The 15712-nt window shown below is 74.8% G+C and carries 8 protein-coding genes; 2 read left to right on the plus strand and 6 right to left on the minus strand.

The window, feature by feature from the left end:
• Positions 1-91: 91 nt before the first annotated feature.
• From ACFVQG_RS14555 to ACFVQG_RS14570, 4 genes are read right to left on the minus strand one after another with little or no spacing between them, the layout of a single operon-like run.
• The gene (locus ACFVQG_RS14555; RefSeq protein WP_383381431.1) at positions 92-4642 is read right to left on the minus strand and encodes an SAV_2336 N-terminal domain-related protein; all 4551 of its coding nucleotides are present in this window, start codon (positions 4640-4642) and stop codon (positions 92-94) included.
• A complete protein-coding gene (locus ACFVQG_RS14560; protein WP_383381434.1) occupies positions 4632-5651 on the minus strand; it encodes an AAA family ATPase in 1020 nt (339 codons plus the stop codon). Before ACFVQG_RS14560 ends, ACFVQG_RS14555 begins: the two co-directional genes overlap by 11 nt.
• Before the next feature lie 26 nt (positions 5652-5677).
• Positions 5678-7414, minus strand: coding sequence for a trypsin-like peptidase domain-containing protein (locus ACFVQG_RS14565; protein ID WP_383381437.1), 1737 nt, complete (start codon positions 7412-7414; stop codon positions 5678-5680).
• Complete coding sequence (locus tag ACFVQG_RS14570) at positions 7411-7761, minus strand: CU044_2847 family protein (RefSeq protein ID WP_383381440.1); 351 nt, start codon at positions 7759-7761, stop codon at positions 7411-7413. Before ACFVQG_RS14570 ends, ACFVQG_RS14565 begins: the two co-directional genes overlap by 4 nt.
• 208 nt (positions 7762-7969) lie before the next feature.
• On the opposite strand from ACFVQG_RS14570, the gene ACFVQG_RS14575 reads away from it, so the two are divergent.
• Positions 7970-11596, plus strand: a complete 3627-nt coding sequence (locus ACFVQG_RS14575) for a S8 family serine peptidase (protein ID WP_383381443.1) — start codon at positions 7970-7972, stop codon at positions 11594-11596.
• A 39-nt stretch (positions 11597-11635) separates the two neighbouring features.
• Here the strand turns inward: ACFVQG_RS14575 and ACFVQG_RS14580 are convergent, their stop codons facing one another.
• On the minus strand, positions 11636-13015 hold the full coding sequence (locus ACFVQG_RS14580) for a carboxyl transferase domain-containing protein (protein ID WP_383381446.1): 1380 nt from the start codon (positions 13013-13015) through the stop codon (positions 11636-11638).
• On the minus strand, positions 13008-14465 hold the full coding sequence (locus ACFVQG_RS14585; RefSeq protein WP_383381448.1) for an acyl-CoA synthetase: 1458 nt from the start codon (positions 14463-14465) through the stop codon (positions 13008-13010). The genes ACFVQG_RS14580 and ACFVQG_RS14585 overlap by 8 nt, the downstream gene beginning before the upstream one ends.
• A gap of 160 nt (positions 14466-14625) precedes the next feature.
• Here ACFVQG_RS14585 and ACFVQG_RS14590 point away from each other — a divergent pair, with 160 nt between their 5' ends.
• Positions 14626-15522: a RimK family alpha-L-glutamate ligase gene (locus tag ACFVQG_RS14590; RefSeq protein WP_383381450.1), complete on the plus strand. Its 897-nt coding sequence runs from the start codon at positions 14626-14628 to the stop codon at positions 15520-15522.
• The last annotated feature ends 190 nt before the right edge of the window (positions 15523-15712 follow it).

The raw sequence follows: 15712 nt of genomic DNA on the forward strand, positions 1-15712 counted from the left end.
ATGGTGGGCCGCGCCGTGCTGGGGGTGCCTTCTGAAGGGGGCCGGGTGGGGCGCCGCTGTACGGGTGGTCTTCGCGGGTGGCGCGGCGTGTTCACAGGTGCCGAAGGGCGATGGCGACCACTTCGGCGAGCGACTTCACGGTGAAGCGGGCACCGGCGGACATGAGGCTGGCCCGGGTGTGCGCGCTGGGCGAGTAGCCGACGAACGGCAGCCCGATGCTCCGGGCGGCGGCGAGTTCGACATGCGTCGAGCCGATCAGCACGCCGCGCCGTGGCGACAACCGCGTCACGTTCAGGGCCCGTTCGAGGACGTCCGGGTCCGGCATCAGGTGGTACGGGTTGTAGTTACGGCCGTAGGCCTCGACGTCCGTGCCGAACCGGCGGCTCTCCAGGTAGCGGGAGACGACCTGCGGAGCCACGTCCGACACCACGGAGACCGGGCGGCCCGACCGCTTCAGGGCGTTGACGAGGGGCTCGTCGCCGGGGACGGGGCGCGCGGTGGCCAGGGCGGCCGACTCGATGTCGCCCAGCCGCTGGCCGAGGGGGCGGGCGAGGCGGGGGTGGCGGGCGAAGGTGCGCAGCACGTCCATGGGGTGCACGCCGTTCTCGCGGGGGAGCACGTCCGCCCGGAGGGCGGCACCCTCCAGCGCCTCGTCCGGGTGCCGCAACTCGGCGATCAGGGCGGTCAGATCGCGGGCGGCCTCCCGTGTCGCCCCCGCGGCCGGGTACAGGTCCACCAGGGTGCCGTCGAAGCCGAGGAGGAACGCCTCGGCGGTGGCGAGGGGCTCGGCGAGCGCGGACCTGGCCGTCGCCCGGCGCGGAGTGGTGTCCGCCGAGACCGACCAGCGGACGGCGTACCCCGGCATCCGCCAGCGCATGAGGCGGCGCTCGAGCTTCTCGGTGTCCAGCGGGCTGGGCAGTCGGCCGCTCTCCTCGGCCAGGCACGCGGCGAGCCGGTCCCTGGGGTGGTCGCGCACACGGCGCACGGCCTCCACCGGGTCGACGACGCGTACGGTCGCCCAGGTGCGGGGGGTGGCGGAGACGAAGTAGCTGCGCTCCAGGAGGTCGACCTCGTAGTACCGCACGGCGGGCGTCCCGGGTTCCTCCAGGGTCGGGCTGCCGTCGGGGCCGACGTAGACGAGGACCCGGTGCGGGCCGGAGGGCCCCGGAGGCCGACGGCGCAGGACGTGCACCGGGTGCTCCGCCCCCTCGTCCAGGGCCGCCTCGGGTGGGTACAGGAGGGCGTACCAGTACGTCGGCCTGGGGCTGTCCGCCCGCAGCCCCAGTTCCGCCGTCGTGGCCAGGAGGGCGTGCAGTTCCTGGGAGACACCGATCACGCTGTCCGCGCCGGAGGAGTCGAGGAGGCGGCGCAGCCGGTCCCGGGTCGTCCCGCGGCCCGCGCGGACGGGCCAGAACGTCACCAGCAACCGGGGTACCCCGGGCACCAGTTCGCCCACCACGTCCGCCAGCCGCTCCACCACGGCGGTCAGGAGCCGCTTCGCGGCGGCCTCCGTCTTCACCAGGATCTCGTAGCCGTCCGCCCGGGGCAGCAGCCCGCACTCCCGCGCGCCGAGCCCGTTGTCGTCGACCAGCCGGGCGATCGCGCCACCGAGAGCCCGGTGGGTGTCCTCGTCCTCGGGGTCGGCCAGTTCCACGAGGACCGATGTGTAGGCCCGGGAAGCCGTGTCAGGGGTGACCAGGTCCGCGCGCAGCCCCCGGTGCAGCCGGTGGATGGCCGGGTCGGACTCGCCACCGGCCGCCAGGAAGTCCTCGTAGCTCTCGAGGGCGGCGTCCGTCCGGCCCAGCCGGGACAGCGCGAGCATGTGGAGGTGGCGGACCTCCTGGTGGGCGGGGGCGGCCCGGACGAGCGCGGTGAGGTGGTCCAGGGCCTCGTCGGCCTGCCCGAGGTCCAGGTGCAGTTCGGCGCGGAGGATGCGCAGGGTGCGGAGCAGGCGGTTCAGGCGGTCGCGGTCGGCTGCCGCCGCGGGGCCGGGTACGCCGTCCAGGGGGTCGCCCTGCCACAGCCGCAGGGCGCTGTGGACGAGGCCGAGGCCCTCCGCCGAGCGGCCCTCCTCCCGGGAGGCGTTCGCGGCCCTGTGCAGTTCCTCGCAGTGGAGCGCGTCGACCTCGGCCATGTCCGGGCGCACGGCGTAACCGGCGGTCGAGCGGACCAGGAGATCGGTGCCCGTGGCGTTGCGGATTCGGGAGACGTACGTCCCCAGGAGCCGGTGGGCGTTCCCCGGCGGCTGGCCCCCCCAGAGCCCCGCGGCGAGTTCGTCGTCCGGAATCCACTGGCCCGGTCTGCGCAGCAGCATCCACAGCAGGGCCTGTTCCCGCGGGGAGCCGGTGGCGAGGGGCCGCCCACTGTGAGTGATCTTCAGGGGGCCGAGGAAGGAGAAGCGGACGGGGGCGCGGTCGGGCGGACCGAGGCCGGTCAGCCGCGTCACGCCGCGCTGCTGGAGCGGTCCGCTCCCGGAGAGCAGGTCGTTGACGGCAGCCTGGAGTTCGGAGCGCGTGGGGTGGGGCAGGTGGGTGCCCAGCGACATCTCCTGCACCAGACGGCCGAGCGCCTGGAGATCGGCATTGCGGGTCGCCGCGTTGTGCGCGGGCAGCGCGAACCGGCTCAGGACGGGACCACGCTCACTGAGCACGACGTGCGAGGGGGAAAGGGCGCCGTGTGACACCTTCCCGGCATGGGCGGCCGTGAGCGCGGCGGTCAGCAGGGGAGTCAGGCCCAACAGGACATCGGCGGGCAGCCAACCGCCGTACGCCGCGACAAGGCCCCGCAGAGTGCCCCCCTCCAGGTACTCGGTGACCAGATGGGCCGCCCCGGTCTCCTCGTCCACCCCGTAGTCGAGGACGGACACCACGTGCTCGTGCCGGAGGTCGGCCAGTGCCCGGGCCGCCGCCAGGAAGTCCGCGGCCTTGCGCATCCCCCGGGCGGTGAACCGCTGCACCACGACGCTCATGCCCTTCTCCCGGACGTCCGCGGCCCGCCACACCTCGCCGCTCTCCCCGAAGGGCTCCAGCAGCCGGTAGCGCCCCGCGACCAGTTCCCCCTCGGGCTCCGGCCCCGACAGCTGGCGCACACTGCGCTCGCTCACCATCGCGACCGGATCGCTCTCCCGGTGCGCCTCGCCCGCCCCGGCCTTACGGGGTGCCACGGCCCGGAACTCACCGGCCGTCACGCCCGCCCGGGCGTCGATCAGGGCACCGGCGCGGGAGAGGAGTTCCGTGGTGCGGCTGCGGGCGGTCCTGGGCAGGGTGCGCAGGAGCAGCTCGCGCACGCCGGGCCGGAAGGCGTACCGTCCGGGCGTGCCGTCCGCGGCGCCGGTGAGCATGCCACTGAGGATGACCTCGGCCAGGTGCTGGGGGCGCGGACGCGGTTCGACGGCCGCCTGGACGAGCCGCATGACCGGCAGATGGGGCTCGCCCACGGCCAGGTGCCCGGCCAGCCGGAACGCCTCGGGGGAGGCGGTGGAGCGGAAGCGCAGGACGAGTTCCTCGGCGGGCAGCCGGGTCACGTCGCTGCGGGCCCGGTCGTCCCGGGGGGTGCCGCGGGGGCGCCGGGGGAGCAGGGCCGCCGCGCCGGGCAGCCGGGCGGCCCCGGGGGCGGCGACGAGCGCGGACCAGTGCGCCAGCCAGGTCGCCGTCGGTTCGACGACGGGCAGCGCGAGGGGCGAGCCGGGTCCGGCGGCGTCGGCGGAGTAGGGCGTGAACGTCAGGGCCGCCGTGGGCGCGACCGGCGCCGGTGCGGAGAACAGCCCCGCCGTGGTCGGCATCGCGGTGTCCCGCCAGAGCCGCTCCGGCAGCGGTTGTACGACGGTCAGCGGCATGTGCGCCGCCCAGTGCCGCAGCGTGCGGTACCAGCGCTCGCCCGCCGCGCCCTCCCACCACTGCGGGCCCATGCAGTCGCTGACCAGCAGGGTGACGGTGCGGCCGTCGGCGGCCGGGTGGACGCCGGGGCGCACCCCGCCGTCGGCCTCCGCGCGGTGCAGCTCCACGGTGCGGAACACGCCGGACTGGGCCAGCGCGGTGTGCAGTTCCCGGACGAGCGGTCGCCAGACCGGCATCGTGGGCCCGGCGTCGTACACCAGCCGCAGCCGCAGCCAGCGCTCGGCGGCGGGCCGCAGTACCGGCAGCCACCACTCGGGACGGGCGCCGAGCCGGGCGATGCGGTGGGCGGTGGCCTCCTCGTCCAGCTCCTGTCCGTAGGGGGCCGGGACCCGGCGCTTGAGCGGGCGCAGCGCCCGTTGCAGGGCGAGGGGGCGGGCCAGCATCGGTGGCGCGGGGGCGAGGAGGCGGGTGTGCGGGGTGGTGGGCTGGTCCGGGGGCGGTGCGGGAGCCGGGCGGTCGGGGAGCCGCAGGGGGACGCGGTTCCCGTCGGGCGGAGGGGGAACGGGGGAGGGCGGCGGCGCGGGCGGGTCAGCGGGGGCGGGAGCCTGCGACGGCTCCTCGGACGGCCCCTCAGCCGGGGTCTCGGCAACCGTCGGCGGCGGCTCGGGCGCGGGCGCCATCTGCCGCGCCAGCCACAGCACTTCCGCCAGCTCCACCGACGTGGGACGCACCCCGCCCCGCGCCTCGGCGAGCACACCGGCGAGGCGGTCGAAGCCGTCGTCGTCCCGCTCCCCCTCAGAAGGCATCGGCGTCGGGCGTCCGGCTCAGATACGGCATCAGCTGCTCGGCCAGCTCGTCGCGGGACGCGGTGTCCAGCCCGGCCGCGCCCGCCAGGTAGATGGCGTTGAGCAACTGGTCGGTGGCCAGCTCCCCGTCGGCGCCCCGGGCGAGGAAGCGCTCGATCAGGGTCTTGGCGTACGCGTCGGGCTCGCCCAGGTGCGCGCGGACGATCTCCGCGAGGTGCGCGTCGCGGGGCTGGCGCAGCTGGAGGCGGACGCAGCGGCGCAGGAAGGCGGGCGGGAACTCGCGCTCGCCGTTGCTGGTGAGGACGGTGAACGGGAAGGCGCGGCAGCGCACCCGGCCCCGCTGCAGGGTCACCCGGTCGTCCGTACCGTCGATCATCACCTTCGCCTCGGGGGTGTGCCGGGCGGCACGGACCAGCTCCGGGATCTCGTACTGGCCCTCCTCCAGGATGTTCAGCAGGTCGTTGGGGAGGTCGAGGTCGCTCTTGTCGATCTCGTCGATGAGCAGCACCCGGGGGCGCCGGTAGGGCAGCAGCGCCGTGCCCAGCGGGCCGAGCCGCAGATGGTCCTGGAGGTCGGTCCCGGCGGGCGGCACGGACGGCGCGGCGGCGGCGCGTCCGGCGGCGTACAGGCGGGACAGTGGGTCGTACTGGTACAGCCCGTCATGGAGGGTGACCCGGCTGGTGATGTTCCAGCGCAGCACCGGGCCGAGCCGCAGCTCGCGGGCTACCGCGTAGGCGAGGGACGACTTGCCGCTGCCGGGCGGGCCCGTCACCAGCAGGGGGCGCCGCAGGTACAGGGCGGCGTTGACCAGTTGCACGCTCTGCTCCGTCGCCCGGTAGGTGCGGGCGCGGTGCAGCCGGTCGGGCGAGGTGGCCGCCCGGTCGTCGTCCTCCGCCGGGGTGTCCAGCTCCGGGCCGCCGTCGAAGTCGCGCCAGGGCGGCGGCGCGGGCAGCTCGGCGATGCCGTCGTGCGGCACGCCGGTGCCGGTGTAGACGGGCCACAGGGACATGCGTTCTCCTTCGGGGTGCCGACGTGTCAGCCGACGGGGGAGCGGGCGTGACCGGGTGTCTCCGGGAAGCACCGGGGGTCCTCCCACAGCAGGGTGAGGTCCTTCGCCCAGTGCTGTTCGGGGTCCGCGGACAGATACACGGTCTTGCGCAACGTACGGATGTGGGAGGGGAGTTCGGACGGCGCGAGGTCGGCGAGGTACTCCGTCAGCGCGTCCAGGAACGCGGTGCCCGAGCAGTCCTCGCCGTCGTCGTGCCCCGCGTCGCAGCCGGTGCGCGGCCACAGCATCACGGGGACCGAGCCGTTGAGCCCGGCGGAGAACAGCCGCTTCATCCGCGCGGACTTCGGCGGCGCGGTGAACCCCACCATCTCCCCGTCCTCCCACAGCTTCACGGTGAGCCTGCCCTGGTCCTCGCCGCTGCCGCACTCGACGCGGTACAGCTCGGCCCGGTCCCGGTCGTCGAGCCGCTCCCACTTCCGCTCCAGCCCGTGCCGCAGCCCGCCCCGGTGCCGCCGCTCCCGGTCCACCACGACCAGCGGGTACAGACAGCCCAGCGGGCTGGGATCGTCCTTGCCGCGCCGCCAGTGCGCCACCGGCTCGTTGAGCCACTCCCGGGGCAGCATGAACGCGATCAGCACCCGGGCGCCCGGCGGGAGTTCGTCGAACGCCTCGTCGACCCGCTCCAGGACGTACGGCCGCACCTTGCTCCGGGGCAGACTGCGCGACCCCACCACCCAGCGGCGGCCGTCGCGGTACGCGGCCACCTCGACCAGCACCTGCTGGCGGCCCGCGCCGCTGCGTTCGATGTCCACGACGATGGGCGACCACGGCGCGGACGGCGTGCCGCGCCTCGGGGCCGCCTCGGGCCCGGCGTGCCGAACGCGCCACCGCTGCAGCGCCTGCCGGGTCTCCGGGTCGTCCACGAAGTCGGCGAGCCGCCCGGCGAACCGCGCCACACAGCGCGGGTCCCCCACCTCCCAGCACAGGTACCAGACGGCCGCCCACAGCGAGGCGAACCCCCCGGGCGGCACCGGCGGCCCGGTCACCGGATCCACGGACTCCCTGAACAGCCGCTCCGCACCGCACGCGACCCCGCCCCGCTCGGCCGCCGCGACCAGACGGCGCAGCGTCTGCTTCTCGGCCCGCTCCAGACCGCCCGGCGTCGGGATCAGCTCACCGAGCCCCGACCAGTGCCGGGCCATCACCGGCGCGGGCAGCATCCGGCCGTTGCGGACGCCCGGGTCGCCCGCCGCGGCCGAGACCATGCCGACGACCCGCCCGCTGTCCGCGAGGACGGCCGCCGCCCCGCTGAACCCCGGCGCGAGTGGCTGGCCATGGCCGTTCCACGCCTCCAACTGGACCCACTCGTCGGCGATGCGCTGCTCGCCCGTGGTGCGGTACTCGGCGATCGCCCCCTCGTCGTAGTGGACCGGGAAGCCGTACACCAGCAGTTTGCGCGGCGGATCGCCGTACGCGTCGCCGGGCGGCGCGAACTGGGCCGGGGCGATGGGCACCGCCCGCTCCAGCTCCAGCACGGCGAGGTCCCCGGGATCGGTGGCGCGCCCGCCCCAGCCGCCGTCCGCGACGACGGCGGCGGTCAGCTCACCGAGCCCCTCGGCGTGCGGGAAGACGACGGTGACGGTGGTCGCGGGCGCGTCCCGGACCACGTGCGCGCAGGTCATCACCTGGCGCGGGGAGATCAGGAAGCCCGCTCCGACCTCGGGCCCGCAGTGGATGCGGGCGTGCCAGGATGCGCTGCTCATGAGGTGGGGGCGGCCTCCTCCGGCGCGGCGGGGCCCGGGGACCAGCTGAGCCGCACCAGCAGGTGCCCCTCCGCCGCCCCCTTGGCGATGATCGCGCCGGTCTCCGCGCTCAGCTTCACCCCGAACTCCAGCTCCACCGAGTCGGGCCGCAGCGAGCCGTCCCGGAACACCCGCAGCGCGGACTCGGCCGCCGCCCGCACACCGTCCAGCGCTCCCTCGAAGGTGCGCGCCGCCTGGACGGGCTGCTGCCCGCCCCGGGACACGAGCTGCGCCCCGGACGCGTCCACGGCGCCCTCCACGACGACCAGCGCGCCGTCCTCCGTCTTGAACTCCAGCAGTCCGCCCATGCGCCGGTCGCTCCCCCGTGGTGTGTGACCTCGATGAACTCCATTGTTGCGGACGGCACTTGTCGATGTCTCGGGTTCCGTGAGCGCGCGGCCCCCGCCCTGGCGGGAACCCGCCGGGGCGCGAATCCGCCACACCCGCTCAACTCCCGTGCCACACAGGCCCCCTGACACTCATCGCAGCACTCACACTCTGTGAAGAGAGGCGTGGATGAACACAGGACCAGTCGGACGCGGGGTGATCCTCCTGTCCGCGGGGCTCGTGGCGGGGCTGCTGCCGGTCGCACCGGCGGCGGCCGACGACGGCGACCCCGCCGTGCGCGCGTCGGACACCGCCCGCACCGTCACCCTCGTCACCGGCGACCAGGTGACCGTCACCGACGTCGGCCACGGCAAGAAGACGGTCACCGTGGCCCGGCCCCCCGGCGCCACGGGTGCCGTGCGCACCCAGGTGGCGGACGGCACCCTCACCGTCGTACCGGACGAGGCGCTGCCGTATCTGCGGGCGGGCACGCTCGACGAGCGGCTGTTCGACGTCAGCGGGCTGATACGGCACGGCTTCGCGGACGGCCGTACCGCCGGACTGCCGCTGATCGTGACCTACGGGAAGGGCACGCGGGCCGCCGACCCGCCCGGGGCGCGGCGCATCCGTGCGCTGCCGAGCGTGCGCGGCGCGGCGGTGGCGGCGGCCAAGGGCCGGGACTTCTGGCGCGGCTTCACCCGCCAGACGGCCGGAATCGACGGCGTGTGGCTCGACGGCCGGGTCAGCGCCGCCATGGCCGAGAGCAACGCGCAGATCGGTACGGCGGCGGCCTGGCAGGCCGGGCTGACCGGGAAGGGCGTCACCGTCGCCGTCCTGGACACCGGCGTGGACGCCGGGCACCCCGATCTCGCCGGGCGGATCACGGCCGCCGAGAGCTTCGTCGAGGGCGAGGAGGTCGCCGACCGCAACGGCCACGGCACGCACGTCGCCGCCACGGTCGGCGGCAGCGGCGCGGCCTCCGGCGGTGCGGAGAAGGGGGTGGCGCCCGGGGCCGCGCTCGCCGTCGGGAAGGTCCTCAGCGACCAGGGCTCGGGCAGCGAGTCGCAGATCATCGCCGGGATGGAGTGGGCCGCGCGGGACGTCGGCGCGGACATCGTCTCGATGAGCCTCGGCTCCCCCGAACCCAGCGACGGCACCGACCCCATGGCCCGCGCTGTCGACACCCTCACCGCCGAGACCGGCGCGCTGTTCGTCGTCGCCGCGGGCAACACCGGCGCCCCGTCGTCCATCGGCTCGCCCGGCGCCGCCGACTCCGCCCTCACCGTCGGCGCGGTCGACGCCGCCGACCGGGCCGCCTACTTCACCAGCGGCGGCCCCCGCCACGGCGACAACGCCCTCAAGCCCGACCTGTCGGCCCCCGGCGTCAACATCCTCGCGGCCCGTTCCCGCCTCACCGACGGCGAGGGCGACTACACCTCCATGAGCGGTACGTCGATGGCGACCCCGCACATCGCGGGCGTGGCGGCGCTGCTGGCCGAGCGGCACCCCGACTGGACCGGCGCACAGCTCAAGGACGCGCTGATGTCGACGTCGGAACCCCTGGACGCGTCCGCCTACGAACTGGGCGCGGGCCGGGTCAGCGTGCCGGACGCGGTGAACGCCCGGATCACCGCGACGGGCAGCGCCGACCTGGGCTTTCTCCGCTGGCCGTACGAGTCGAACGAGCCGGTGACACGCACGCTGACCTACACCAACACCTCCGACGAGCCGAGGGAGTTGAAGCTGTCGACGGAGGGCTCCGCGCCCGGCGTAGCCACCCTGGCCGACACCACCCTCACCGTGCCCGCGCACGGCACCGCCACCACCACCGTCACCGGCGACGGCACCCGCGCCCCGGTGGGCGACACCAGCGGGCGGATCGTCGCCTCGACCACCGACGGCACCCGGGTCGCGCACACGGCGTTCGGACTGGTGAAGGAGGACGAGCGCTACACGCTCACGGTCCACGTCAGGAACCGCGAGGGCGCGGCAACGGCCGCCGACCTGGTGGTACAGCGCCTGACCGGGGGCACCGACCCGATCCCCGCCCCCGTGGGCGACTCGGGAACCGTGCACCTCCGCCTCGCCCCGGACACGTACAGCCTCACCTCCTTCCTGGACGTACGCGGCAGCCACGGCGCCGACTCGCTGGGCCTGGGCTTCCTCGCCGCGCCGGAGATCACCCTCGACCGGGACACGGAGGTCACCCTCGACGCCCGTGAACTCCGCGAGATCAGCGCGGACGTCGACCGCCGCACCGAGACCAGGCAGTTGCTGATGGAGTACGACCGCAGCGCCAACGGCTCCGACCTCTTCGGCGCCGTCCAGGTGCCGGTGAAGTACGACAGCGTCTTCGCCGCGCCCACGGGGCGGGTACGGGAGGGCGACTTCGAGTACCGCACGGTATGGCGCCTGGGCAAGCCACTCCTCGAGGTGACGGGCGTGGGCGAGGCGGTCGTACAGCCGGGCGGCACCCTCATCGAGGGCCGCGCCCGGCTGCCGCTGGTGGACGTCGGCGAGGGCCCGTTCGACGGGGCGGCGGGCAAGGCGGCCCTGGCCCGCCTGCCGGAGGGGACGGCACCGTCCGCCTTCGCGCGGGCCGCGCAGGAGGCGGGCGTACGGGCCCTGTTCGTGACCGACGACCGCCCCGGACGCCTCAACGCCTGGTGGGGCACGGACGACAACGCCGACCGCCCCCTGCAGATCGCCACGGTGAACGCGGCGGACGCGAAGCGACTGCGGGAGACGCGCGTGGTGAGTATGGAAGGGACGCGCAACACGCCGTACGTCTACGACCTCTCCCACGGGTACGAGGGCGGCGTACCGGACCGTGACCTGACCTACGCACCGGACGAGCGCCGCGACCTGGCAGCCCTGGACGTGCGGTTCCACGCGGTGCGCCCGATGCCGGGGAACGGCGGCGAGTTCCGCTACTCGATCACGGACACCTTCCCCATCGGCGTCGGATTCGCCGAGCGGATCGACTACCCGGCCGAGCGGACGGACTACGTGTCCACGGGCGCCGGGCAGCTGTGGCACGAGTCGGTGACCATGGCGGACGGGGCGCTGGAGCAGCGGAGCGGACTGGTCGACCACCAGGGCGGATCGAGCCCGCGGCTGAACTGGTTCCGGCCGGTGTGGCACCCGTGGCTCGGCACGGGCCTGGGCTGGGGCCAGCAGCGCACGGGCGACGACCTCCGGTTCAACGTCCCCGGCTGGGGCGACTCCGGCCCCGACCACACGGGCTTCGGGGACGTGTGGAGCGACGACAGCGGGATGACCCAGTCGACGGAGGTGTACCTGGACGGTGAGCTGGCCGACCGGCGCCGGGGCTCGGGGGCGTACGTGTGGGACGCGCCCGCGGACGAGCACACGTACCGGGTCGTCACGGACACCACCCTCGACCCGGACCGCTGGAAGCTGTCGACGAGGGGCCACGCGGAGTGGACGTTCCGCTCGTCGCGGACCCCGGACGAGACGTATCTGCCGCTGATCAACCTGGCGTTCGACGTGCGGACGGACATGACGGGGGCGGTACGGGCCGGTGCGAGGCTGCCGGTCGGGCTGGCGGCGGAGCACGTCCGGGGCGCGCCGCACACCGGGACGATCGGCGGCGGCACGCTGGAGGTGTCGTACGACGACGGGACGTCATGGCGGAAGGTCGAGCTGGTGTCGGCCGGACCCGGGGCGTCGTGGCGGGGCGTGCTGAGGGTGCCGGAGGACGGCGCCTCGTACGTGGCGCTGCGGGCGTCGGCGCGGGACGACCGGGGTGGCTCGGTGGTGCAGGAGGTGATGCGGGCGGTGGCGGTGAGGTGAGCGCGTGGACCGGCTCACGAGTGTGCGTCGGTGACCGGCTCACGGGGGTGCGTCGGTGATCTGCCCACGGGGTGCGTCGGGCCGCGTGATGCCGAGCCGGGCGAGGTCCTGAGGCCGGACGCCGAGCTGATTGGCGGTCAGCTCGGTATCGCCCTCGGACCGCTTCAGGATCGCCGCCGCCAGCTCGGGAGCGATGACGGAGAAGTAGCTGTCGGGCGTGGCGAAGGTGTTACCGGGCGCGGCGAGCGCGAGCGCGCCCCCTGAGCCGCCCTCCCCGATCACCAGGGTGGTGATCGGGGTCCGCGCGGTCGCCACCGCCCCGAACACCTCCGCGATCGCGGCCCCCGCCCCCTGCCGCTCCGCCTCCGCGTCGTTCGCCGCGCCCGGCGTGTCCACGAGGGTCAGCACCGGGATCCCCAGCCGGTCCGCGAGCCGGATCAGCCGGGCGGCGGTGCGGTAACCGGCGGGGCGGGTGGCGGTGCCGGTCTGGGCGGCGTAGGCGATGGTCCGCCCGTCGTGCGCGCCGCGCCCGAACCCGCACAGCATCCCGGTGGGGTCGGTGCCGCCGCAGCGGTCGCCGGAGACGGTGACGCGGTGCGTGAAGTAGGCGTCGAGGTAGCGGGGAGCGCGGGGGCGGTCCGGGTGCCGGGCCCGGAGTACGGCGTCCCAGCCGGTCGCCGGGGGATCGGTGCGGCCGAGCGGGGCGGGAGGTGGCGCGGGCGCCGCGGAGGGCGCGCTGAGCAGCCGCAGCCACTGCCCGAGGGTGTCGCGCAACTGGTCCGCCGGTACGACGGCATCGGCGGCGCCCGCCGCGACCTGCGCCTCGGCGGTGTACGCCGCCGGGTCCGCGTCCGCCGGGCGCACCCGGGAGCCCGCGAAACCGACCTGCGCGCCGGGCAGGGCGAGCACGACATCGGCGCCCGCGCCGAGGGTGGCCCAGCCGCCGCCCGTGGTCGGATCGCGCAGTACGGCGATCTGCGGCAGCCCGGCGGCACGGGTGAGCGCGGACTGCCGGGCGACGCGTTGCAACTGGCTGAGGGCGACCATGCCCTCCTGCATGCGGCTGCCGCCGGTGGCGATGAGCGCGACGACGGGGAGCCGGTGTTCGCGTGCGTGGGCGTAGGCCGACTCCAGCCGGTCGCCGGTGCGTTGGCCGAGGGAGCCGCCGAGGAAGCCGAACTCGAAGGCGATGAGGACGGCGGGGGTGCCGTCGATGGGGGCGGTACCGCAGACGACGGACTCGTCCTCGCCGGTGCGGTGGGCGGCACGGGCGCGGGAGGCGTCGTAGCCGGGCCAGGAGAGGGGCCCGTCGGGAACGGACCGCTCTGGTGTGTCGGGCAGTTGTACGAAGTCCCCGGGCTCGGTGAGAAGGGCGAGGACCGCGCGGGCGGACGGACGACGACGCAGGGGCTCATCCATTCGTACCCGCCAGCGCCCGCTTGAGGATCTTCCCCATGTCGTTGCGGGGCAGGGCGTCGAGGTGGTGCAGGACGCGGGGCCGCTTGTGCGGGGCGAGACGCCGGGCGACGTGCTCGGCCAGCTCGTCGAGCATGGGCGGCGCGTGGGGATCGCTGGGCACCACCCAGGCGACGATCCGCTCCCCGAGATCGGGATCGGGCTCCCCGGTGACGGCGGCCTCGCGCACGGCAGGATGCTCGAGGAGGGCATTCTCGATCTCCCCAGCCCCGATCTTGTACCCCCCGCTCTTGATCAGATCGGTGGCCTTCCGCCCGACGATCCGCACATACCCGTCCGGGTCCCGCACGGCCATGTCACCGGTCCGGAACCAGCCGTCGGGAGTGAAGGCGGCGGCGGTGGCGTCGGGCCGGTTGAGGTACTCGGTGAAGAGGTTGTCCCCCCGCACCTGGACCTCCCCGACGGTCTGCCCGTCGTACGAGGTGACGGGCGTCGCCCCGTCCTCCTCCACGAGCCGCAACCCGACCCCCGGCAGCGGCACCCCGACCGTCCCCGGCCGCGCCTCTCCATCCGCCCGCACGCTGGTGTTCATCAGCGTCTCCGTCATCCCGTACCGCTCGATGACCCGGCGCCCGGTCGCGGCGGCGATCCGCTCATGGTCGTGCACGGGCAGCGCGGCGGACCCGGAGACGAGGAGACGGGCGCGGGTGAGGGCCTTGGTGAGGGCGGGGTCGTCCGGAAGCGCTTCGGCGATCCGGTGGTACATCGTCGGCACCCCGAACAGCATGGTCGCCCCGTCGTTCAGCTCCCGCGCCACGCCCTCGGTACTGAACCGTCCGAGATGCCGCACGGCCCCGCCCCGCCGCAGCGGACCGAGGATGCCGAGAACGAGCCCGTGCACATGGAACAGGGGCAGCCCGTGTACGAGGACATCCTCACCGCTCCACTGCCAGGCGTCGGCGAGGGCGTCGAGGGTGGCGGCGAGGGCACGACGGGGGAGGACGGCGCCCTTGGGCGGGCCGGTGGTGCCGGAGGTGTAGACGACGAGGGCGGGGGCGAGGGCGTCGTAGTGCTCCCCGAAGCTGCTGCTGGGGTCGCCGCTGAGGGTGACGTCGACGCGGTCGATGCCCGCGAGGACGGCGGGCAGTTCCTCCCCCGGCGCCGCGAGCACCAGCTCCGGCGCGCTGTCCCCGACGATGTGCCCCAGCTCCTTCTCCCCCGACCTGGGGTTCAGCGGCACGGCAGCAGCCCCGGCGAGCAGCACGCCCACGACCCCGACGGCCGTCTCCCACGTGGGCGTCGCCCATACGGCGACCCGCCGAGCGGCCCGCACCCGGTCGGCGACGGCTCCGCTGGCGGCGGCGAGTTCCGCGTAGGTGAGGGAACGGTCGCCGAAGCGGAGGGCGGGGCGGTCGGGTGGTGCGTCGGTGAGGGCCGGGAAGAGGGGGGACACGGGGGTGCTCCTTGGGATCGCTGGGAGGGGCGGCTGCTCCGTTCCTACACCAGGGGGGCCGGGTCGTGCCTGAGCCGGACGGCTCGGCCTGGCCGGGGTCGCGGGCAGCCCCCTTGTTACGCTCCCCGGCGATCATCCGTTCTACCAGGAGGAGCCCGTCGTGCCGCTGCCCTTCCCCCGCATAGCGCTCGTCACCTGTCGGCCAGGCCCGCGCGTCAGTGTGGACCGGGATCTGCCGGTGCTGGTGGAGGCGTTGGAGGCGGCCGGGGCGGAGGCGCGGGCCGTGGTGTGGGATCAGCCGGGGGTGGAGTGGGAGGGCTTCGACCTCGCGCTGATCCGGTCGACCTGGGACTACAGCTGGCGGGCGGAGGAGTTCCTGACCTGGGCCGAGGCCTGCGGGAAGGCGACGCGGCTGGTCAATCCGGTGGGTGTGGTGCGGTGGAACGCCGACAAGCGGTACCTGGGGGAGCTGGCGGGGGCGGGGGTGCCCACGGTGCCGACGCGGTATGTGGCGCCTGGGGAAGACGTGCTCGAACTGCCCTCTGACGGGGAGTTCGTGGTCAAGCCGACCTCCGGGGCGGGGGCGCGGTTCGCCGCCCGCTACACGCCCGGCGAGCGGGACATCGCCGTACGGCACATCCGTCGCATGCACGCCGAAGGGTTCACGGCGATGGTGCAGCCGTACATGTGGGGCATCGACGCACGCGGGGAGCGGGCGTTGCAGTTCTTCGGGGGGCGGCTGCTGCATGCCAGCCGGAAGAGGGCGGTGTTGGCGCCGGGGGTGGCGTACGACGAGCGGAAGGTCGCGCATCCGGGGCTGGAGGCCTGGGAGCCGACGGAAACGGAACTGTCGGTCGCGGGGCGGGCGTTGGGCGCCGTACCCGGTGGCGCGGAACAGTTGACGTACGCGCGCGTGGACCTCGTGGACGGGGAGGACGGGGAGCCGCGGCTGATGGAGCTGGAGCTGGTGGAGCCGAATCTGTTCCTGTCGCTGCATCCGGGGTCGACGGCGAGGGTGGTGGAGGCGGTGCTCGGGGCGGCGGCGAGTTGGGCATGAGCACCGGGCCTCTTTGCGTACCGGTACTCATGATCGGTGCGGCGGCGCGCGGAAAGCTCCTCTAGCCACCACACCAAGGGAGTCAAGGCCATGCGAGAGTCCAGCCACACCAGCCAGCCCGACGCGACCGACGCGCTGACGCAGCCGTCGACGAGAACGGCCCCGCACTCCGCGGACCGGTCCGTGGCCG

Origin of the sequence: Streptomyces sp. NPDC057877, from assembly GCF_042796855.1 — a bacterium.
In the GTDB taxonomy this organism is placed as follows: Bacteria; Actinomycetota; Actinomycetes; order Streptomycetales; family Streptomycetaceae; genus Streptomyces.